At 58.5% G+C, this 20,365-nt stretch carries 17 protein-coding genes; 12 read left to right on the plus strand and 5 right to left on the minus strand.

Annotated elements, in window-relative coordinates:
- Positions 1-11: 11 nt before the first annotated feature.
- Positions 12-962: a homoserine kinase gene (locus tag BMS17_RS11535; protein ID WP_077430963.1), complete on the minus strand. Its 951-nt coding sequence runs from the start codon at positions 960-962 to the stop codon at positions 12-14.
- A gap of 57 nt (positions 963-1,019) precedes the next feature.
- On the minus strand, positions 1,020-1,310 hold the full coding sequence (locus BMS17_RS11540) for a DUF2782 domain-containing protein (protein ID WP_077430964.1): 291 nt from the start codon (positions 1,308-1,310) through the stop codon (positions 1,020-1,022).
- A 74-nt stretch (positions 1,311-1,384) separates the two neighbouring features.
- On the opposite strand from BMS17_RS11540, the gene polA reads away from it, so the two are divergent.
- Positions 1,385-4,156: a DNA polymerase I gene (polA, locus tag BMS17_RS11545; RefSeq protein WP_077430965.1), complete on the plus strand. Its 2,772-nt coding sequence runs from the start codon at positions 1,385-1,387 to the stop codon at positions 4,154-4,156.
- Between the two features lie 297 nt (positions 4,157-4,453).
- Here the strand turns inward: polA and yihA are convergent, their stop codons facing one another.
- On the minus strand, positions 4,454-5,095 hold the full coding sequence (yihA, locus tag BMS17_RS11550) for a ribosome biogenesis GTP-binding protein YihA/YsxC (protein ID WP_033049579.1): 642 nt from the start codon (positions 5,093-5,095) through the stop codon (positions 4,454-4,456).
- A gap of 191 nt (positions 5,096-5,286) precedes the next feature.
- Between yihA and BMS17_RS11555 the strand changes: the two genes are divergently transcribed.
- From BMS17_RS11555 to BMS17_RS11585, 7 genes are all read left to right on the plus strand, one after another.
- A complete protein-coding gene (locus BMS17_RS11555) occupies positions 5,287-5,577 on the plus strand; it encodes a cytochrome c5 family protein (RefSeq protein WP_077430966.1) in 291 nt (96 codons plus the stop codon).
- A gap of 46 nt (positions 5,578-5,623) precedes the next feature.
- Positions 5,624-6,253 carry a cytochrome c gene (locus BMS17_RS11560; protein ID WP_077430967.1) on the plus strand — a complete coding sequence of 210 codons (630 nt, stop codon included), beginning with the start codon at positions 5,624-5,626 and terminating at the stop codon, positions 6,251-6,253.
- A 200-nt stretch (positions 6,254-6,453) separates the two neighbouring features.
- Positions 6,454-7,095, plus strand: a complete 642-nt coding sequence (locus BMS17_RS11565) for a thiol:disulfide interchange protein DsbA/DsbL (RefSeq protein WP_046031053.1) — start codon at positions 6,454-6,456, stop codon at positions 7,093-7,095.
- A gap of 14 nt (positions 7,096-7,109) precedes the next feature.
- Positions 7,110-7,988 carry an endonuclease/exonuclease/phosphatase family protein gene (locus tag BMS17_RS11570; protein ID WP_046031052.1) on the plus strand — a complete coding sequence of 293 codons (879 nt, stop codon included), beginning with the start codon at positions 7,110-7,112 and terminating at the stop codon, positions 7,986-7,988.
- The gene (locus BMS17_RS11575; protein ID WP_046031051.1) at positions 7,985-9,979 is read left to right on the plus strand and encodes a GGDEF domain-containing protein; all 1,995 of its coding nucleotides are present in this window, start codon (positions 7,985-7,987) and stop codon (positions 9,977-9,979) included. Before BMS17_RS11570 ends, BMS17_RS11575 begins: the two co-directional genes overlap by 4 nt.
- A gap of 103 nt (positions 9,980-10,082) precedes the next feature.
- Positions 10,083-10,859 carry an N-acetylmuramoyl-L-alanine amidase gene (locus BMS17_RS11580; RefSeq protein ID WP_046031050.1) on the plus strand — a complete coding sequence of 259 codons (777 nt, stop codon included), beginning with the start codon at positions 10,083-10,085 and terminating at the stop codon, positions 10,857-10,859.
- Positions 10,860-10,934: 75 nt separating this feature from the next.
- The gene (locus tag BMS17_RS11585; RefSeq protein ID WP_046031049.1) at positions 10,935-12,548 is read left to right on the plus strand and encodes an EAL domain-containing protein; all 1,614 of its coding nucleotides are present in this window, start codon (positions 10,935-10,937) and stop codon (positions 12,546-12,548) included.
- A gap of 7 nt (positions 12,549-12,555) precedes the next feature.
- Here the strand turns inward: BMS17_RS11585 and BMS17_RS11590 are convergent, their stop codons facing one another.
- Together BMS17_RS11590 and algB are read right to left on the minus strand one after the other, a co-directional pair.
- A complete protein-coding gene (locus tag BMS17_RS11590; protein ID WP_046031048.1) occupies positions 12,556-14,346 on the minus strand; it encodes an ATP-binding protein in 1,791 nt (596 codons plus the stop codon).
- A gap of 11 nt (positions 14,347-14,357) precedes the next feature.
- Complete coding sequence (gene algB / locus BMS17_RS11595; protein ID WP_046031047.1) at positions 14,358-15,704, minus strand: sigma-54-dependent response regulator transcription factor AlgB; 1,347 nt, start codon at positions 15,702-15,704, stop codon at positions 14,358-14,360.
- Between the two features lie 434 nt (positions 15,705-16,138).
- On the opposite strand from algB, the gene BMS17_RS11600 reads away from it, so the two are divergent.
- The 4 genes from BMS17_RS11600 (at position 16,139) to BMS17_RS11620 (ending at position 20,287) form a co-directional block, all read left to right on the plus strand.
- Positions 16,139-16,426: a hypothetical protein gene (locus BMS17_RS11600; RefSeq protein ID WP_077430968.1), complete on the plus strand. Its 288-nt coding sequence runs from the start codon at positions 16,139-16,141 to the stop codon at positions 16,424-16,426.
- A gap of 83 nt (positions 16,427-16,509) precedes the next feature.
- Positions 16,510-16,674: a DUF1328 domain-containing protein gene (locus tag BMS17_RS11605; protein WP_003177151.1), complete on the plus strand. Its 165-nt coding sequence runs from the start codon at positions 16,510-16,512 to the stop codon at positions 16,672-16,674.
- Positions 16,675-17,533: 859 nt separating this feature from the next.
- Positions 17,534-18,865 (plus strand): glutamate/aspartate:proton symporter GltP, encoded by a 1,332-nt coding sequence (gene gltP, locus BMS17_RS11615; protein WP_046031045.1) that lies wholly within the window; start codon positions 17,534-17,536, stop codon positions 18,863-18,865.
- A 192-nt stretch (positions 18,866-19,057) separates the two neighbouring features.
- Positions 19,058-20,287, plus strand: coding sequence for a nucleoside recognition domain-containing protein (locus tag BMS17_RS11620; RefSeq protein ID WP_046031044.1), 1,230 nt, complete (start codon positions 19,058-19,060; stop codon positions 20,285-20,287).
- Positions 20,288-20,365 lie beyond the last annotated feature (78 nt).

Below are 20,365 nucleotides of genomic sequence, written 5' to 3' on the forward strand. Positions count from 1 at the left end.
TCGCGAAGCTTTTAAAGGGCGAAAGGAAGCGGTGTGCTGACTTTCTGCCGCTGCGCCAAGCGCAATTGAAACTCCATCGGATCGTGAATCAGCACGTCCTGCCCGGCGAAAGACTCTGCGGCAATCAACCGTGACAACCAGAACCGCACGCACGCCACGCGCAGCATCGTCGGCCACAACTCGGCCTCGGCCGCTGTAAACGGGCGCAACGCCGCATAAGCCCCCAGCAATGCCCTCGCCCTTGGCCCGTCGATCAAACCGCCCTCATTGGAACACCAGTCGTTCAAGGCAATCGCCACGTCGTAGAGCATCGGCCCGGAACAAGCGTTGTAGAAGTCGATCAACCCGGTCAGGTGCGTGCCTTCGAACATCGCGTTGTCGCGGAACAGGTCTGCATGGATATTGGCCCGCGGCAGCGCCAGAATTTTCTCTTTCTGCTGTGTGATTTCGTCCAGCGCCCGCTGCAGCAGTTCACGCTGTTCGGCATCCAGATGAGAGAGAAACTGCGTGCCCTCCTCCAGCATCCAGTCCAGGCCACGATCGGTTTTGCGCTTGATCATGTTGGCCTGGGTGGCCAGGTGCAGATGGCCGAGCAGTTCACCGACCTGCGCGCAATGTTGTGCGTTGGCTTGCTTGATGTGCTTGCCGGCCAGGCGCGGCTGCAGCAGCGCAGGCTTGCCAGCCAATTCACGCAAGGCAATGCCGTCGGTGGTACGCAGCGCGTAAGGCACCGGCAAATCAGCTTCATGCAGAACGTCGAGCAGTTCGATGAAAAACGGCATTTCATCAACCGGACCGCGCTCGACCAGGGTCAGGACGAACTCGCCCTGCTCCAGGCTGATAAAGAAATTGGTGTTTTCGCTACCGGCAGCAATCCCCTGGAAACCAAGCAGGCGGCCGAGGCCATAAGGGGCGAGAAAAGCTTCCAGCTCGGGCCGAGCCAGGGGGGTGAACACAGACATGTTTAAACTGCCAGTACGGGCGCCGCTCGTGAGCCGGCGCCGATTGAAATTAAGAAACTACTTCCAGGTAAAAATTTCCCACGCGGGAATCAGCATATCCGGTTGATCCGAGCGGATGTAATTTGCCTCTGTACCATCGGCGCGTACCAGGAAATACGGCTTGCCGCCTTTGGGCGTGACTTTGATGGCATATAGGAAACCATTTTGACGGTACTCCTGAATGACCTTGTCCCCTTCCGTGCGGATCGTCACCTCCGGTTCCGGTGTCGGCGCATCCTCCGCCGCCATGACGGCCAATGGAACAGTTACAAACAAGCCAGCCAGCAACAGGCGATTTAGTGTGCGCATGATAACCTTGTCCCTTTGTCGTCAACGGTCCCGCTATTCTAGCGCCGGACCCGCCGAAAAGGTTGATCCTGCTCATGAGCCAAGCCCCCCTCGTCCTGGTGGACGGTTCTTCTTACCTGTACCGCGCCTTTCACGCGCTGCCACCGCTGACCACGTCCAAAGGCCTGCCGACCGGAGCGGTCAAGGGCGTATTGAACATGCTCAAGAGCCTGCGCAAGCAATACCCGGACAGTCCGTTCGCCGTGGTGTTCGATGCCAAGGGTGGGACGTTTCGCGATGACATGTACGCCGAATACAAGGCCAACCGTCCAAGCATGCCCGACGACATGCGCGTGCAAATCGAGCCGCTGCACCAGAGCGTGATCGCCCTGGGTTTCCCACTGTTGTGCGTCGAAGGCGTCGAGGCCGATGACGTGATCGGCACCCTGGCGCGCAGCAGCGCTGCTGCCGATCGCCCGGTGATCATCTCCACCGGCGACAAGGACATGGCGCAACTGGTCGACGGCCACATTACCTTGGTCAATACCATGACCGGTAGCAGCATGGACGTGGAGGGCGTGAAGGAGAAATTCGGCGTCGCTCCCGAGCAGATCATCGATTACCTGGCATTGATGGGCGACTCTTCCGACAACATCCCGGGCGTTCCGGGTATTGGCCCGAAGACCGCTTCCGGCCTGTTGGTGGGCGTGAATGGCGGCCTGACCGAGCTGTATGCGCAGCTCGATATCGTCCCGACCCTACCGATTCGCGGGGCCAAAACCCTGCCGGCCAAGCTCGAAGAACACAAGGAGATGGCGTTTCTCTCCTATCAACTGGCAACCATCAAGATCGACGTACCGCTGGAAATCGGCCTTGATGACCTGCAAATGGGCAAACCGGATCACGACAAACTCGCCGAGCTCTACACCCTGCTGGAGTTCAAGAGCTGGTTCGAAGACAACCAGCGCGACGCCAAGCGTTCCGGGCAGGAAGTCACCGCTCCGGCGGCTGAAGAAGTTGCCGCCGAGACAGAACTCAAATACACGACGATCCTCACCCAGGCGGATTTCGACCTGTGGCTGAAGAAGCTCAACGACGCCAAGCTGATCGCCTTCGACACCGAAACCACCGGCATCGATGCGCAGCAGGCGCAACTGGTTGGCCTGTCGTTCGCGGTACAAGCCAACGAAGCGGCCTACATTCCGTTGACCCACTCCTACATGGGTGTGCCGGATCAACTGGACCGCGACACCGTGCTTCGCGCGCTGAAACCGATACTGGAAGACCCGAACAAGCTTAAGGTTGGCCAGCACGCCAAGTTCGACATGAACATCCTCGCCAACTGCGCCATCGGCGGCGATCAGGACTGTGGCATTACCGTGCGGGGCATCGCGTTCGACACCATGCTCGAATCCTACGTACTGGACTCCACGGCGACCCGTCACGACATGGACAGCCTGGCGCTCAAGTACCTGAATCACACCACCACCAGTTTTCAGGACATCGCTGGCAAAGGTGCCAAGCAGCTGACGTTTGACCAGATCTCTCTGGAACTGGCCGGCCCTTACGCCGCCGAAGACGCCGATGTGACGCTGCGCCTGCATCAAACCCTGCAAGAAAAACTCAATGCCATCCCGAGCCTGAGCAAAGTCCTGAGCGAAATCGAAATGCCGCTGGTGCCCGTGCTGGCACGCATCGAGCGCCAGGGCGCGCTGGTCGACGCCAACCTGCTGGGTATCCAGAGTGTTGAACTGGGCGAGAAAATGGTCGCTCTCGAGCGTGAGGCGTTTGCCATCGCCGGCGAGGAATTCAACCTCGGTTCACCGAAGCAATTGGGCGTGATCCTGTACGAAAAACTCGGCCTGCCGGTCCTCAGTAAAACGGCCAAGGGCCAGGCCTCCACCGCCGAAGCCGTATTGGCAGAACTGGCCGAGCAGGATTTCCCGCTGCCCAAAGTGCTGATGCAATACCGCTCGATGAGCAAGCTGAAAAGCACCTACACCGATCGTCTGCCGGAGCAGATCAACCCGCGCACAGGGCGGATTCACACCTCCTATCACCAGGCCGTGGCCGCGACCGGGCGCTTGTCGTCCAGCGATCCCAACCTGCAAAACATTCCGATCCGTACCGCCGAAGGGCGTCGAATTCGTCAGGCGTTTGTTGCACCAACCGGCTACAAGCTACTGGCGGCGGACTATTCGCAGATCGAACTGCGAATCATGGCCCACCTGGCCAAAGACGAAGGCCTGCTGCATGCCTTCCGCAATAATCTGGACGTGCACAAGGCCACCGCGGCCGAAGTCTTCGGCGTTGAACTGGCGGACGTGACCACTGATCAACGTCGCAGCGCCAAGGCGATCAACTTCGGCTTGATCTACGGCATGAGCGCGTTTGGCCTGGCCAAGCAGATCGGTGTAGATCGCAAACAGTCTCAGGCGTACATCGATCGCTACTTCGCCCGTTACCCAGGCGTGCTGCAATACATGGAACGCACTCGCGCCCAGGCGGCCGAGCAAGGTTTCGTGGAGACGATCTTCGGTCGTCGTCTGTACCTGCCAGAAATCAACGCGAAAAACCCGGCCCTGCGCAAAGGCGCCGAACGCACGGCGATCAATGCCCCGATGCAAGGCACGGCGGCCGACATCATCAAGAAAGCCATGGTAGCCGTGGACAACTGGCTGACCTCGTCAGGCCTCGACGCCAAAGTCATTTTGCAGGTGCACGATGAATTGGTGCTGGAGGTGCGTGAAGATCTGGTCGATCAGGTGCGTGAGGAAATTCGCATCCACATGAGCGACGCTGCGAAGCTGGATGTGCCGCTGCTGGTAGAGGTTGGGGTCGGAAATAACTGGGATGAGGCTCACTGAGCCGTCTGAAAGGCGCTTTCTGCTGCGGCATAGTGCCGCGGCAGACAAAGGCCAAGAGCCTTATTTCGAAAAATGCTGGGGCTTATTTCCAATGGGTTTGGAACTTCTTCGGAACTTATCCATCAACCACCACTCAGAGTAACTGAATGGCTGGTGAAGCCCTTCGATGCTCCTATGTTGTGTTAAGTGTTGGCAGATATCTGGACCCCGCCCTAGCGGTCCGGAACTTGGACCCCGGAACTTCCCCCTCCCCATAGAAGTCCGGGGTTTTTTTTGCCCTGAATTTGCTTAAAAGCCTTATTCAGCGGCCTCGGAACCCTTGTCCGCCAGCTCCATCCAGCCTGCCAATACAGTGTAGGCGTCTTCCAGGCCCAGACGTTTTGGCGCGGAAAAAAGCTGAATACTGACCGCATCCCCCCAGCCCTTACGGATATCTGCCTGCACTTTGAGCAGGACGTTTTTTGCCGCTCCGTAAGTCAGTTTGTCGGCTTTGGTCAGCAAAATGTGCATTGGCATACCGCTGGCGACGGCCCAATCGAGCATCAACAAGTCGAAGTCGGTCATTGGATGACGAATGTCCATCATCAAAATCAGACCTTTCAAACTCTCGCGACCACCCAGATATGCTTCCAGGTGACGCTGCCAGTGCAGCTTCAACGGGATAGGTACTTTTGCATAACCGTAACCCGGCAGGTCGACCAGACGACGATCATCGTCTAGCTTGAAGAAGTTCAAGAGCTGCGTGCGCCCCGGAGTTTTCGAGGTTCGCGCAAGACTGGCGTGCGTCAGCGTGTTCAACGCGCTGGACTTGCCGGCGTTGGAACGGCCCGCAAAGGCCACTTCAAAGCCTTCATCGTCCGGGCATTGATCGACTTTGGCAGCGCTGAGCATGAAGGTGGACTGTTGGCACAGGCCGAGGATGGGATTCTTGAGTTGCATGGGATTTCCGATGTGGGCGGCGCCGGGAATGGACGCGGCAAGCGGTGTCGTTTCCGTTTCAGTGACGCCAGTATATAATGCCGCAGATTTTGTGTGCGCTTTGTCCCAGCGAAGGATGAAGTTCACGAGAGCGATTGACCATGATTGCGCACTAGAACGCAGCACGCTCTCAACCCTGAAAAGGTCGTTTTATGACGAAATGGCTGCTAGCTGCCGGTGTCTTGATACCGCTTTACAGCGCTCAGGCTACACAGGATCCGGAAGCTGTGTACAACCGTGTTTGTGGTGCCTGTCATTCTGGCCAACTACCCATGGCGCCCCAAAAAGGCGATCAGGAAGCTTGGACGCCGAGGTTGGCGAAAGGTATGGAGACGCTGGTGCAACACGTGACCCAGGGTTTCAAGGCGATGCCGCCGCGTGGTTTGTGCATGGACTGCAGTGCCGAGGATTACCAGGCCATCATCCGGTGGATGAGCGAGTGATCCCGGTCCATAACTCTTTAACCCTTAGCCGTAGTTGGATTAGCTGATGAACAAACTGATCGTGAGTCTGCTGTTGACCGTGGGGATCTCTGGCATTGCCCATGCTGCAGATGGTGCAGTACAGCCCGGTGACGCAAAAGCCGGCCAGGCAAAAGCCGCCGTCTGTGGCGCCTGCCACGGCCCGGATGGCAACAGCATGGCGCCTAACTTTCCAAAACTGGCCGGGCAAGGTGAACGCTACCTGACCAAGCAACTGCACGACATCAAGTCGGGCAAGCGCACCGTTCTGGAAATGACCGGCCTGCTGACCAACCTGAGCGACCAGGACCTGGCCGATATCGCCGCCTACTTCGCCAGCCAGAAAGGCAGCGTTGGCGCCGCCGACCCGAAAGTCGTTTCTCGCGGTGAAGCACTGTTCCGCGGCGGCGACCTGGCCAAGGGCCTGCCAGCCTGCACCGGTTGCCACTCGCCGAATGGCACAGGCAACGCAGCTGCCGGCTTCCCGCACCTGGGCGGCCAACACGCTCAATACATCGCCAAGCAACTGACCGACTTCCGCAAGGAAGAAGCCGGCCGCACCAACGATGGCGACACCAAGCCGATGCAGAGCATCTCCAAAAAGCTGAGCGACGAAGACATCGCGGCAGTGTCCAGTTACATTCAAGGCCTGCACTAAGGCCGGTTGATCGAGCGTTGCGAGCGATGGACACCTCCTGCAACGTTAACGCTCGATTAATCCGTCGATGCAAGCATAAAAAGGGTGGCTTTGGCCGCCCTTTTTTGTGGCCGCTGCCGTTACACTACAGAACTCACGCCCGCCATGACCTGTCTTAAAACAGGTCGCGCGAGGCGACTAAAATTGTCCAGGAGTAAAGCATGCGTAATCTGATCATCAGCGCCGCATTCGTCGCTGCCAGCCTGTTCGGCATGACTGCCCAAGCCGCCGAAGCCCCCGCCGCCCCTTACGTCGAACTGAGCAATCCGGTTCCGGTCGCGGTGCCTGGCAAGATCGAAGTCGTCGAGCTGTTCTGGTATGGCTGCCCACACTGCTACGCTTTTGAACCAGTGATCAATCCATGGGTTGAGAAACTGCCTTCCGACGTCAACTTCGTCCGCATTCCAGCCATGTTCGGCGGCCCTTGGGACGCACACGGCCAGATGTTCCTGACCCTTGAAGCCATGGGCGTCGAGCACAAGGTTCACGCTGCCGTTTTCGAAGCGATCCAGAAAGAACACAAAAAATTGGTTACTCCAGAAGAAATGGCAGAGTTCCTGGCCACTCAGGGCGTCGATAAAGACAAGTTCCTAGCCACCTTCAACTCCTTCGCCATCAAGGGCAAAATCGTTCAGGCCAAAGAGCTGGCCAAGAAGTATGAGATTTCTGGCGTACCCACCATGATCGTCAACGGTAAGTATCGCTTCGACGTGGGCTCTGCCGGCGGTGCCGAGCAAGCCCTGCAACTGGCCGATAAACTGGTCGACAAAGAGCGAGCGGCTAACAAGGCTGCCGCCAACTAAGGGCTGCCTCTGCCATGCGCCGATGGGGTACTGAACGCATCGTTGGCCTGCATGATCCACGGGTCAACGAACATCATCTGGAGTCGACGGGCTTGCCCGCAGACAGTCGTCTGCGCTTGCTCAGTTTTAATATCCAGGTCGGCATCAGTACCGAGCGGTACCGGCATTATCTGACCCGGGGTTGGCAACACGTGTTGCCGCATACCGGGCGTGCCGACAATCTGCAAAAAATCGGCAACCTGCTGGGCGACTTCGATCTGGTCGCCTTGCAGGAAGCCGATGGCGGCAGTCTGCGCTCAGGCTACGTCAATCAAGTCGAACACCTGGCCCAACTCGGCGCCTTTCCTTACTGGTATCAACAACTCAACCGCAATCTCGGACGCCTCGGCCAGCACAGCAATGGCGTGCTCAGCCGCCTGCGCCCATGGGTGATCGAGGACCATCCGCTGCCGGGGCCCAAGGGTCGCGGGGCGATTCTGGTACGTTTCGGCGAAGGTCCGGAAGCGCTGGTGGTGGTCATGATGCACCTGGCGCTCGGTGCCCGCGCCCGCAGCATGCAACTGGCCTATATCCGCGAGTTGATTGGCGGCTATAAACACCAGGTGCTGATGGGCGACATGAACACCCATGCCAGCGACTTGCTGCAAAACTCCCCGTTGCGCGACCTCGGCCTGCTCGCGCCGCAACTGGAAGCGACCTTCCCCAGCTGGCGCCCACAGCGCTGCCTGGACCATATTCTGCTAAGCCCCACGCTGACCCTTGAAAAGGTCGAGGTCTTGGCACAGCCCATTTCCGATCACCTGCCGGTCGCGGTAGAAATTCGTCTGCCGGGTTCGCTCACGGCCGATGCATTGCCCGCGTTGAGTCCTGCCCTTCGCGGATCCCATGAATGAGCGACGAAACACAGCGCTGGAAAGAGAAATACCTTAAAAACATCGAACAACAGGAAAAGCTCGAACGTCGCTGGGACGCCCGGCTCGACCTGTTGCGCCGTGGGCTGGTGCGTAGCACGCTGGCGGCAGAAGGTACGGACCGTGCCGTCGACCAATGCATGAAGGAAATGCGCGAAGTCGTGCGTACCGATGACATGGACGCCGGTTTGGCCGCCCTGCTGCCGCGCCTGGAAAAAGCCGTACTCGATTCCGAGCAGCGCCGGGCAACCCGGGTCAATCAAACCAGCGCCGCACTGACCGCACTGGTCACGCAGCTGCAATCATTGCCGCTGCCCCGGGAAGTGAGTCGACCGCTCAAGAGCTTTGCCAAAAGGCTCGATGGAAGAGTCAGTCAGGCCCGTGAGATTCCGTTACTGCTCAGTGAACTGAGCGGCCTGCAAGGCAAAGCCTTGAACCAATTGGAGAACCCTGCCGAGCCTGAACGCCCCGGTTTTCTGCAGCGACTGTTCGGCGGTCGCGAAGCGGATGAGGACATTCCGCAAGTGGTTGCTCAAGCCGTGCACACACCGGCTGCGCAGCCTGTGGAAACGGCTGCCGAAATCGCGCCCGTCGTTCCCACACCCAACGAGGACACGCAGTCAACCGAGCAGCCGGCAATACATGCTCCTCTCCCCGACGCGGCTGCACCTGAGCCACTGGAAACTGAAGCGTCACCGGTAGTCACTGCTGAAGTGGTGGCGTTTGTCCCGCCCGTCCTTCACCCAGACACCCCATGCGCGTCCGCTGCAGAACCACACACGCCGTCAGACATTGAAGTCCTGGAAGTGCCCGCCCTTCCCGTCCTTGCGCCAGCCACTTCGGCAATCAATCCTGACGAGTTGACCCATACGGAACACACTGAACCAGAGCACTTCCTCTACGTCTTGCCCGACTCACCAGAGCCGTCCTATAGCTCCGTCGCCAAGCACATCGAAGACACGCTGCTGGGTCTTCTCGAGGACCTGACGTTACCGGAACGCCACCGCCCACAAGCTGAAGCGATGCGCGATCGCCTTCAACACGGTTTGAACTGGTACGAATTGATCCCGATCCTCGACGATCTGGCGACCTTGATGCTGGCGATCAACGACAGCGGTCAACACGAATTCGAAGTCTATCTACAGCGACTCAATGAACGCCTGGAGTCCTTCCAGAGTAACTTGCAGGCCGCCAGCGAAGGCCACGCAGACAGCCGTTCAGCGGCGCGCCAGATGGATTCGCAAATCCGCGAACAGGTCGATGGCCTGCAAAGCAGCATGCACGAAGCGGCGGACCTGGACGATCTCAAGCAGGTACTGGAGAGTCACCTTGAAGGCCTGCTCGGCACCATGGACCATCACCAGAAACAACGCGACGAGCGTGAGCAGGAGGTTGCGGCCCGGTTACACAGCCTGGCCGAACGGGTGGCGCACATGGAACAGGAAGCGCTGGGTTACCGTGAACACCTTGAAGAGCAGCGCCAGAAGGCCTTGATCGACCCGCTCACTGGCCTGCCCAATCGCGCCGCCTGGAGCGAACGCCTGGAGCACGAAATCGGCCAGTGGCAGCGGCACGGCAATACCTTGCTGCTGGCCATGCTTGATCTCGATCATTTCAAAAGCATCAACGACAACTATGGCCATCTGGCCGGCGACAAGGTGCTGAAAATCATCGCCAATGTGCTGCGCAAGCGACTGCGCGGGACTGATTTCATCGCACGATTTGGCGGCGAGGAGTTCGTTCTCATGATGCCCGGCACGGTGCCAGCAGTCGGTGCAAAACTGCTGGAAACCTTGCGCGCCGCGATCGAAGCCTGCCCTTTCCACTTCAAAGGTGAGCGAGTCACCATCACTATTTCGATGGGGCTTACAGCATTCAAACCCGGCGAACATAGCGATATGGCGCTGAAAAGAGCCGATCAGGCGCTGTATCGTGCGAAAAACGCCGGGCGCAATCGTGTGGAGGCCGGCTAACGGCCAATTGTTCCATTTTGTTTAAAACCGAGCATTTGCCGTCGGCACACAAGGCAGTACGTTACACTGTTGCATTACTGTCTTGTGTGTACTGTCTCTTGCCATGAAATATCTCGCTCTCATTGTGTCGCTGCTGTTGGCCGGTTGCGCCAGCGGCCCCCGGATCGACACCAGCCATCCTTCGGCCAATTACGACAGCCGTATCCAGTTCGTGGTGGTGCATTACACCAACGCCTCGCTAGAGCGCTCACTGCAGTTGCTGACCCATGGCGAAGTCAGCAGTCATTACCTGATTGGCGACGACAAGGGCGCCACCATCTATAAGCTGATGGATGAAAATTATCGCGCCTGGCATGCGGGTGAAAGCGAATGGCAAGGCCGGACGTGGCTGAACTCCAGCTCCATCGGCATCGAGATCGTCAACCCTGGCTTCAAAGACACTCCCACCGGGCGCCAGTGGTACCCCTACAGCGAAGATCAAGTGCAATCGTTGATCGTCCTGCTCAAGGACATCAGCAAGCGTTACCACATCAATCCCCGCGCCATCATCGGCCACAGCGACATTGCGCCGGGACGCAAGCTCGATCCCGGCCCGCTGTTTCCCTGGAAACGCCTGGCCGCCGAAGGCCTTGGTATCTGGCCAAACCAACAGGCCGTTGCGCGCCAGCAAGTACGGTTTGCCGCACAACTGCCGAGCATCAGCTGGTTTCAGGGGCAACTGGCAACGCTGGGTTATGCCACGCCACAAACCGGTGAGCTGGACGTAGCGACGCGTCAGGTACTGGCGGCTTTTCAGATGCATTTCCGCCCCTCCCGTTTCGATGGCACCCCGGACGCTGAAACCGCGGCGCTCCTGCAAGTCTTGAATCAGACAAAATAATGGCACCCGTCCGACGGTAAGAGCTTTTTCCCCATCAGCAGCTATAACTCATTGGTAATTCTTCGGATATCTATGATGGCTGTAGCTCGAGAGACACTCCGTAGCTGGTTCTATCGCCCCTGGTTTTTGGCGATACTGGCTGCTGCCCTAAGCGCGGCTATTTTGATGGCAGGCAGCCTGTTCGTAGCGATGCATCAGGTCGAACAGAGCGAAAGCGAGGAAATGAACGCTCAGGGCGAGCGTTTCCTCGCCCGCCTGGAACAGCTGTTCGGGCAGCTGCGCGAAAGCCTCGACGACCTGGAAGCCCAGCCACTGAGAGGCTGCGATGATGAAATGATCGCGACCTTGCAACAGGTCAGTTTCAATTACCGCTTTGTCTACGAAGCGGCCTACATCGATGCGTCACGCTTGTGCTCCAACCGTCCTCGCCAGGAAGGCCTTTCGCGCCTGCGACCTCCCGATATCAGAGGCCCCACCTACAGCTACTGGCTGAATACCACGACCGAGCCCGATGAAAACCGGGCCGCGCTGATGCTTGGCAGGGGCAATTTCCGGGTGGCGACGTCTCGCGGGCATTTGACGGATATGGTCGACTTGTCGCCCGGTAGCAGTTTGCTGGTGGTGCTGGACCATGGCACTCGCGCCATTCCCGTCCTGGGTGCCGCCCAAGTCTGGCCGCCGACGGAATCCTGGGCCCCCAAAAGCCGCGACGCACTGCAAGTCACGCAAACTCGTTTGATTTACCGCATGCCGACCGACAATCCGGAATACCAATTGGTCCTGATCACACCGCGCACCGGCATGCACGTGCCGGCGGTGTGGTGGTGGCTTCTTCCTGCCAGTCTCGTGTTGGGCATTATTGTCGGTTTTCTGGTGTTTCTACTGGTGCGTCAGCGCCAGTCGCTGGACGCAGAGCTACACGGAGCCATACGGCGAGGCGAGCTGCAGGTGTTGTACCAACCGATCTTCGATCTCGACAGCCGCAATTGTGTCGGTGCCGAAGCGTTGCTGCGCTGGCGAAGGCCCGACGGCTCACTGACCAGCCCCGATCTGTTTATTCCGATGGCGGAAAACACTGGCCAGATCCGGCAGATGACCGATTTCGTACTGCAGCGCCTGCTCGAGCAACTGGGTCAATTGCTACGCGCAAACCCGCAGTTGTACATCTCGGTTAACCTGGCGGCATGCGATGTGATGGTGCCACGTATTGGCCAGGTGATGGCCCGCCTGCTGTCGCTACACCGCGTCGCTGCCAAACAGATTGCCTTCGAGGTGACCGAACGGGGTTTGATCGACGTGGTGGTGGCCAGGGATAACCTGCAAGCGTTGCGCGATGTCGGGCATCAAGTGCTGATTGATGACTTTGGCACCGGCTATTGCAGCCTCGCGTACCTGCAAACCCTGCCGGTGGACTGCCTGAAGATCGACAAGGCGTTTATCGACGCCCTGGGCCATGACGCCGCCAGCAGCGGCGTGGCACCGCATATCATTCACATGGCACAAGCGCTGCAACTCAGGGTGATCGCCGAAGGCATCGAGCATGAAGCCCAGGCGGCGTTTCTAAGCAGCGAAGGGGTGAAATTCGGTCAGGGCTGGCTATTCGCTCATGCCTTGAGCGCCGTGCAGTTCATAGAACTGATTACCCGTGGGCGCCGAATGTCGGGCCGACGCATGAACGACGAACCGTGAAAACAACTTACACCGCCAGCGCCATGTAGAACTGCGTGCCCTGCCCCGGCCGTGAATAGACGCCCATCCGCCCACCATGCAACTGCACGATTTCCTTGCACAGTGCCAAACCCAACCCGGCCCCGCCCTTCTTGCGGCCGACCTGGACAAAGGGCTCGAAAATCCGCCCTTGCTGGCCATAGGCGATTCCTTCGCCGTTGTCCTCGACACTGATAATCACCCGCTCGCCGTGGCGCCGTGCCTGCAACCGAATCAGCCCTTCCCGTGCGGTATGGCGCAAAGCATTGTCGATCAAGTTGTCGAGCACCCGATCCAATTGCGGTTGATCGGCCTGCAGTCGGGGCAGCGGCCCCTGTACTTCAACCCGCAATTCAATCCCCTGCTCTGCTGCGGCTTCGGCAAAACGCGCCTGAGCCTGCGACAGTAAATCTTCGATGGAACATGGTGCCAAAGTCAGTTTCTGCAATCCGTTCTGGTAGCGAGAGAAATTCAGCAGGTCGTTGATCAATTGCATCAAGCGCTGCATTTCTTCATTCACGGTATCCAGCAAGTCGGCTTCGCGCGAATCCTGCGCAAATTTCGCCCGCTCGCGAAACAGACCGAAGGCCATGTGCATGCCGGTGACCGGCGTTCGCAACTCATGGGACGCGCGCAGGACAAACTCGCTGCGCACCCGTTCAAACGCACGCTGTTCGGTCACGTCATGCAACACCATCACCGCACCAAGGATGTGACCTTGGGTATGGCTGACCGGCGTCAGGCTGTAGGTCAGCAACCTCGACTCGCCATCGACTTCGATGCTCAAGTCTTCCGGTGCACGCTCCAGCGTTCCACCTCGCAGCACCAGTTGCAGCTGTTCATCCAGCTCGGGACGTTCGAGGGCTGCGCCCAGCCCTTGGCCGAGACGATCGGTTTCCCAACCCAACTGGCGCTGAGCCACCGGATTGAGGTGTTCAAGATGACCTTCGCGATCGATCATCAACAAGCCATCGTCGATGCTGTCGAGTACAGCTTGCAGGCGTTGTTGACCGGCGAGCAACTCGTCGACGTTGGTGGCCTGGTGTTCACGCAATGCCTCGGCCATGATCCCGAAACGCTTGGTCAGCAGATTCATTTCCACGGCGGATGAAATCGGCAGGGTCACCTCGAAATTGCCCCGGCCAATATTATCGGCGGCCTGGGCCAAGGCTTCGATCGGAGTCCCGAATCGCCGTGCAATCCCATGGGCTGTCACGAACCCGATGATCAACACGGCCAATCCCACCAACCCGAGAAGCCCGGCGATCAGCAGCGCGCGCTCCCGGGACTGGCGCTCGGTGTCATTGATGTTATCCAGTGCGCGTTTGTGTTCAGTGAGCAGACCATTGCGCAGGGTGTTGAATTTTTCCGTCAGGACGTCATTGCCATTCAATACCTTGGTGGGATCCGTGACGTGGTCGTAGGCCTGAATAAAACTGAGATAGTCATCCTTGGCCTGCCTGAACCCGTACTCACTACCATTACCGGATTGCTCGAGTGCGATACCTTCCTCGAGCAATTCCATATAGTGCTTTCTGGCCGCCTCGAATTTTTCGGCATCAGGCTTCTCGCTGACCATGACCATCAATTGATCGCCCAAGGCCTGGCGTAGTTTGAGTCCCAGGTCCAGGGTGACGAAGTTGTCGCGAACAAGCACTTCCTGAGAGCCGGCCATCTGCATCACGCTGACCAGTCCGAGCAACAGCCCCAGCAGCGCCACGGTGATCAGTGCAGAAATACTCAAAAACAGCCGAGTACGCAGCTTCATCGCCAGTCTCATCGGTCAGCAGCTCACAAGTTGTACTGCTTGCGTTTGCGGTACAGGGTCGAGGCATCAATACCCAGTGTCTTGGCTGCCTGATCCAGTGTATCCGCCGTGGCGAGCACTGCACCGATGTGGGCTTTTTCCAGTTCATCCAGGCTCAACGCCGCACCGATGCGTGGCGCATTGTTGACCGGCGCTTCGGCCATGCCCAAATGGCTGATTTCGACTCGTTCTTGCGGACAGATGATGCTTGCCCGCTCCACCACGTTGCGAAGTTCGCGGATGTTGCCGGGCCAGCGATAACCCAGCAACGCCTCGCGGGCCTCATCGCTGAAGGCCCGGGCCGGGCGCGCGTATTCCTTGACGAAACGGGCCAGGAAACGGTCGGCCAGCGTCAGGATGTCTTCACGGCGTTCGCGCAGCGGCGGCAGGTGCAACGTGATCACGTTCAGGCGATAGAGCAAGTCTTCGCGGAATCGGCCGTCGCGCACCATGTCTTCAAGGTTCTGGTTAGTCGCCGCGAGAATGCGCACATCGGCGCGGCGGGTCACCGGGTCGCCCACCCGCTCGTATTCCTTGTCCTGAATGAATCGCAACAGTTTGGGTTGTAAAACCAACGGAAAATCGCCGATCTCGTCGAGAAACAGCGTGCCACCGTCAGCCTGATTGACGCGCCCCAACGTGCTTTCGCTGGCACCGGTAAAGGCGCCACGACTGTGACCGAAAAGTTCGCTTTCCATGAGCTCGGCGGTCAAGGACGGGCAATTGATCGTGATGCAGGACTTTTTCTGACGCTTGCTCCAGCCGTGGATGGCCTGGGACAGTTCTCCCTTACCGGTGCCGGACTCCCCCAGAATCAGAATGTTGGCATCCGTGTTGGCGACCTGGCGGGCGGTTTCGAGCACCACCTTCATGGCCGGGCTGTGGGAATCCAGACCATCCTTGGGTTTACGCACCTCCCCCTCAAGGGCCTCCAGGCGAGCGGACAGCTGCCGCACTTCCAATTGCTTGGCGGTGGCCAGGCGCAATTGATCGGGGCTGCACGGCTTGACGAGGTAGTCGGCAGCCCCTGCCTGAATCGCATCGACTGCAGTGTCCACGGCTGAGTGCGCAGTGACGATCACCACCCGCATCCATGGCGCCTGGATGCGCATTTGCGCCAGGACATCCAGGCCATTGTCCTCACCGAGGCGCAAATCAAGGAAGCAAAGATCGAACACCTGACGCTGCAACAAGGCGTCGGCCTGGGCCGCGCTGGTCGCGGTGGAGACGCTATAGCCTTCATCTTCGAGGCAGTAACGGAAGGTTCGCAGGATCGCGGACTCATCGTCCACCAGCAGAATGCGGCCTTGATGCACAGTGGCTGATTCCATGTTCCTACGCTCCTTTAGTGATTATCTTGGTTAGTCCCGGATAAATCGGGCAAGTTGCATGGTCGATTCTGATCCATTCCAGCACTGGCAGGGTAGCTATCTACTGTCACCTTGCCTAATCCACTGAATAGTCTGGTTTTTTACCCAAACATCGGGTTCCAGGCGAATGCCCGCCTCCCTCTCTGACATCTGCGCTGGTCGCTCAATTCAAAAATAATCAAAGCGGCGGTGAATCTATCGTGCAATTCGCACGACCCTGCCGGGGTCATCGTGCAGGATGCGTCGCAATCGATTTGCACAAACTTTATAACTAATTGTTTTTGTTGATTTTTATTTGCAAAAAAAGCTGGCATGCCGACTGCAATGGTCTGGGTAATCAGGGCATTTAAATAACCGCCTGACAAGATCACCACCAAAGTGGGAGGAGCTACAGGATGAATAGCCACCGTGCCGCCCAAATGCGTATCTCGCCACTGCACATCCAACAAGGCTTGTTTGTTGTGCTGGCATTGCTGATCACGCTGATCGCCGGCCAACAGTTCCTTCGTTGGGAACAGAGCCAGCAGCCAGAGACGCCGCACGTGTCGATTCAACATGCAGCCCAAACCCACTTCAGCGCCGCCAGCAGCAACCTGGCTGACACCGCTCCCATGCGGATGATGGATGTCGACCAGCCTCAACCGCTGGATGAGCTGCCGCGCCAGGAGCGTTGGGTGTTCTAGGTAAACGAACTTGGCGTGCACCGCGCGCCGGGAAAAGCACCACAAGCGACACTTCTAAATAATGAAGCGTAAGGAGAATCACCATGTTGAGCTGGGCAATCACATTCTTGATCATTGCCATCATCGCTGCAGTACTGGGCTTCGGTGGTATCGCGGGCACCGCCACGGGTATCGCCAAGATTCTCTTTGTCGTGTTCCTGGTGATGTTCATCGCCTCCTTCTTCTTTGGCCGTCGCGGCCGAGGGTGAACTTTAGGGTTATGTCAAAAGACACTGGCAGCCGCCCAGCTTCTGGGCGGTAGTGCCGTCGCAAAAGCGGCGTGGTGAAGGAAGTGCGATCAGGGCATGCAGGACTGATTGATGGAACGGCTCAAAAAAATCCGCACGGGTACCGAATTTGTCATATGAAAGAAGCACCATGCTTCTTTCTACTGCGCTACCCGAGGAAGGTAGACGCATGACCATGGGGCCGGGACGTTTTGACTGTTACAGGGTCGGAGTGACCTACGGGTACAGGGAGTACCTGCGCAAGGGCCGGGTCAGGCAAAAGCTGCGACGCAAGTTCGCCGGGTCATCGGGACTCGGCGAATTTGCGGAGAGCTTCACTCGCTGCACGCATTGTCCCCCAGACAACGGCTTTTATATCCCTATGCTGTTTCCGCTAAATCCTCGCAAAAACATTACGCAGTGTTTCTTATGGTTCTTCGCGACCGTATATCGAGAAAGCTGTGAACAAATAACACTGATTTTTCGCGGCTAAACGTAGGTTTTTTCTGAATTTTTAGCCCGTGATCCTTCGCACGAAAAATACCCAACCTCCTCTGAAATGGCCGGTTCGCGGCACTTATAGCTGCCGAAATGTCGTATTCGAACCGGTTGGGACGCCAGTTTCATTTAGAAAAGCTCATGCCGATTCGGCATAGGGTAGGCGTTTACGGCATTAGACGTCGCCCCCTTGCATCGGAATAGTTGCGCCTTTTTTCGCCTGCCAGAGAGCCATAACAAGCGCTCCGGGGCTCCTTATACGGGGGCAGATGCAAACACTTTTTCGCCACAAGCGTTCCAGTGACCGCGTCTGTCTGAGTCAAACGCAAGTAAGGGTAATGATATGAAGAAGGCAAAGCTTAGCCTCGCCTGGCAGATCCTCATCGGTCTGGTATTGGGGATTGCAATTGGTGCGCTGCTCAACCATTTCAGTGCCGAAAAAGCCTGGTGGATCAGCAACGTCCTGCAACCGGCAGGCGATATCTTTATCCGTCTGATCAAGATGATCGTGATCCCGATCGTGATCTCCTCGCTGATCGTCGGTATCGCTGGCGTCGGCGACGCGAAGAAGCTCGGGCGCATCGGCCTGAAGACCATCGTCTACTTCGAAATCGTCACCACCATCGCCATTCTGGTGGGTCTGGTGCTGGCCAACGTGTTCCATCCGGGCACCGGCATCGACATGAGCACCCTGGGTACCGTGGATATTTCCAAGTACCAGGCCACGGCCGCCGAGGTTCAGCATGAACACGCGTTCGTCGAAACCATCCTCAACCTGATCCCGTCGAACATCTTCGCGGCCATGGCGCGCGGCGAGATGCTGCCGATCATCTTCTTCTCCGTGTTGTTCGGCCTCGGTCTGTCGAGCCTGCAATCGGACCTGCGCGAGCCGCTGGTGAAGATGTTCCAGGGCGTATCGGAAAGCATGTTCAAGGTCACTCACATGATCATGAACTACGCCCCGATCGGCGTGTTCGCCTTGATCGCGGTGACCGTGGCCAACTTCGGCTTCGCGTCCCTGCTGCCGCTGGCCAAGCTGGTGGTGCTGGTGTACTTCGCCATCGCCTTCTTCGCATTTGTGGTGCTGGGCCTGATCGCTCGCCTGTTCGGCTTCTCGGTGATCAAGCTGATCCGCATCTTCAAGGATGAGCTGGTGCTGGCCTACTCCACCGCCAGTTCCGAAACCGTGCTGCCGCGTGTGATCGAGAAAATGGAAGCCTACGGCGCGCCGAAAGCCATTTGCAGCTTCGTGGTTCCAACCGGCTACTCGTTCAACCTCGACGGCTCGACTCTGTACCAAAGCATCGCGGCCATCTTCATTGCCCAGCTGTACGGCATCGACCTGTCGATCAGCCAGCAGTTGTTGCTGGTACTGACCCTGATGGTCACCTCCAAAGGCATCGCCGGCGTTCCAGGCGTGTCCTTCGTGGTGTTGCTGGCCACCTTGGGCAGCGTGGGGATTCCGTTGGAAGGCCTGGCATTCATCGCCGGCGTCGACCGCATCATGGACATGGCCCGTACCGCACTGAACGTCATCGGCAACGCCCTCGCCGTGCTGGTCATCGCACGTTGGGAAGGCATGTATGACGATGCCAAGGGTCAGCGCTACTGGAACTCCCTGCCGCACTGGCGCAGCAAGGAAAAGCTGCCGGCAGGTGAAACCACCCGCAACTGATCACGCCCTCTGTAGGAGCATGGCTTGCCCGCGATGAACGATGACGCGGTTTAACTGATACACCGCGGCGCCCGCATCGCGAGCAAGCTTTGCTCCTACAAGAAGAGCCAAACCAAACCCCGGAGAAATCCGGGGTTTGTCGTTTCTGGCTACCCCGCTATCATTCGCCGCATCTTCCGGGGGATTTGACTGATGCTTAATGGCCTGTGGCTTGGCTTTTTCATCGTGGCGGCCGTTTCGGCGCTGGCGCAATGGCTGATTGGCGGTAACGCCGGGATCTTCGCGGCGATGGTGGAAAGCATTTTCGCCATGGCCAAGCTGTCGGTGGAAGTGATGGTATTGCTGTTCGGCACCCTCACCCTCTGGCTCGGTTTTCTGCGCATTGCCGAGAAAGCCGGGATTGTCGAGTGGCTGGCCAAGGCGCTGGGGCCGTTGTTCCTGCGATTGATGCCGGAAGTGCCGCCCGGTCACCCGGCCATCGGCCTGATCACCCTGAACTTCGCCGCCAACGGCCTGGGCCTGGACAATGCCGCCACACCGATCGGCCTCAAGGCGATGAAGGCGCTGCAAGAGCTCAATCCCAGCGCCACCGTGGCCAGCAACGCACAGATCCTGTTCCTGGTGCTCAACGCCTCCTCCCTGACCCTGCTGCCGGTGACGATCTTCATGTACCGCGCCCAGCAAGGTGCGCCGGACCCGACGCTGGTGTTCTTGCCCATCCTGCTGGCCACCAGTTGTTCGACCATTGTCGGCTTCCTCTCCGTAGCGTTCATGCAACGCCTGCGCATCTGGGACCCGGTGGTGCTGGCGTATCTGATTCCCGGCGCCCTCGTCCTCGGTGGCTTCATGGCGCTGCTGGCGACGATGTCGGCGACGGCGCTGGCCGGTTTGTCGTCCATCCTCGGCAACCTGACGCTATTCGGGCTGATCATGCTGTTCCTGGTGATTGGCGCGTTACGCAAAGTGAAGGTCTACGAAGCGTTCGTCGAAGGCGCCAAAGAAGGCTTCGACGTGGCCAAGAATCTGCTGCCGTACCTGGTGGCGATGCTCTGCGCGGTGGGCGTACTACGGGCGTCCGGCGCGCTGGATTTTGGCCTGGATGGCATTCGTCATCTGGTGGAGTGGGCCGGTTGGGACACGCGGTTCGTCGATGCCTTGCCGACTGCCATGGTCAAACCATTCTCCGGCAGCGCCGCGCGGGCGATGCTGATCGAAACCATGAAGACGTCCGGCGTAGACAGCTTCCCGGCGCTGGTGGCGGCCACGGTCCAGGGCAGCACCGAGACGACGTTCTATGTGCTGGCGGTATACTTCGGCGCGGTAGGCATCCAGCGCGCGCGGCATGCGGTGGGGTGTGCGTTGCTGGCTGAATTGGCCGGGGTGCTTGGCGCCATCGGGGTTTGTTACTGGTTCTTCGGTTAACCGAGATCCCCTGTGGGAGCGAGCTTGCTCGCGATAGCGGCGTGTCAGTCGACTCAGATGTTGCCTGTTAGACCGCAA

Source organism: Pseudomonas sp. C9 (assembly GCF_002000165.1).
In the GTDB taxonomy this organism is placed as follows: domain Bacteria; phylum Pseudomonadota; class Gammaproteobacteria; order Pseudomonadales; family Pseudomonadaceae; genus Aquipseudomonas.

Excerpts from the sequence above, each read along its gene's own strand:
- BMS17_RS11535 (WP_077430963.1), bottom strand. The coding sequence starts at position 962 with ATGTCTGTGTTCACCCCCCTGGCTCGGCCCGAGCTGGAAGCTTTTCTC.
- BMS17_RS11540 (WP_077430964.1), bottom strand. The coding sequence starts at position 1,310 with ATGCGCACACTAAATCGCCTGTTGCTGGCTGGCTTGTTTGTAACTGTT.
- polA (WP_077430965.1), top strand. The coding sequence starts at position 1,385 with ATGAGCCAAGCCCCCCTCGTCCTGGTGGACGGTTCTTCTTACCTGTAC.
- yihA (WP_033049579.1), bottom strand. The coding sequence starts at position 5,095 with ATGCAACTCAAGAATCCCATCCTCGGCCTGTGCCAACAGTCCACCTTC.
- BMS17_RS11555 (WP_077430966.1), top strand. The coding sequence starts at position 5,287 with ATGACGAAATGGCTGCTAGCTGCCGGTGTCTTGATACCGCTTTACAGC.
- BMS17_RS11560 (WP_077430967.1), top strand. The coding sequence starts at position 5,624 with ATGAACAAACTGATCGTGAGTCTGCTGTTGACCGTGGGGATCTCTGGC.
- BMS17_RS11565 (WP_046031053.1), top strand. The coding sequence starts at position 6,454 with ATGCGTAATCTGATCATCAGCGCCGCATTCGTCGCTGCCAGCCTGTTC.
- BMS17_RS11570 (WP_046031052.1), top strand. The coding sequence starts at position 7,110 with ATGCGCCGATGGGGTACTGAACGCATCGTTGGCCTGCATGATCCACGG.
- BMS17_RS11575 (WP_046031051.1), top strand. The coding sequence starts at position 7,985 with ATGAGCGACGAAACACAGCGCTGGAAAGAGAAATACCTTAAAAACATC.
- BMS17_RS11580 (WP_046031050.1), top strand. The coding sequence starts at position 10,083 with ATGAAATATCTCGCTCTCATTGTGTCGCTGCTGTTGGCCGGTTGCGCC.
- BMS17_RS11585 (WP_046031049.1), top strand. The coding sequence starts at position 10,935 with ATGGCTGTAGCTCGAGAGACACTCCGTAGCTGGTTCTATCGCCCCTGG.
- BMS17_RS11590 (WP_046031048.1), bottom strand. The coding sequence starts at position 14,346 with ATGAGACTGGCGATGAAGCTGCGTACTCGGCTGTTTTTGAGTATTTCT.
- algB (WP_046031047.1), bottom strand. The coding sequence starts at position 15,704 with ATGGAATCAGCCACTGTGCATCAAGGCCGCATTCTGCTGGTGGACGAT.
- BMS17_RS11600 (WP_077430968.1), top strand. The coding sequence starts at position 16,139 with ATGAATAGCCACCGTGCCGCCCAAATGCGTATCTCGCCACTGCACATC.
- BMS17_RS11605 (WP_003177151.1), top strand. The coding sequence starts at position 16,510 with ATGTTGAGCTGGGCAATCACATTCTTGATCATTGCCATCATCGCTGCA.
- gltP (WP_046031045.1), top strand. The coding sequence starts at position 17,534 with ATGAAGAAGGCAAAGCTTAGCCTCGCCTGGCAGATCCTCATCGGTCTG.
- BMS17_RS11620 (WP_046031044.1), top strand. The coding sequence starts at position 19,058 with ATGCTTAATGGCCTGTGGCTTGGCTTTTTCATCGTGGCGGCCGTTTCG.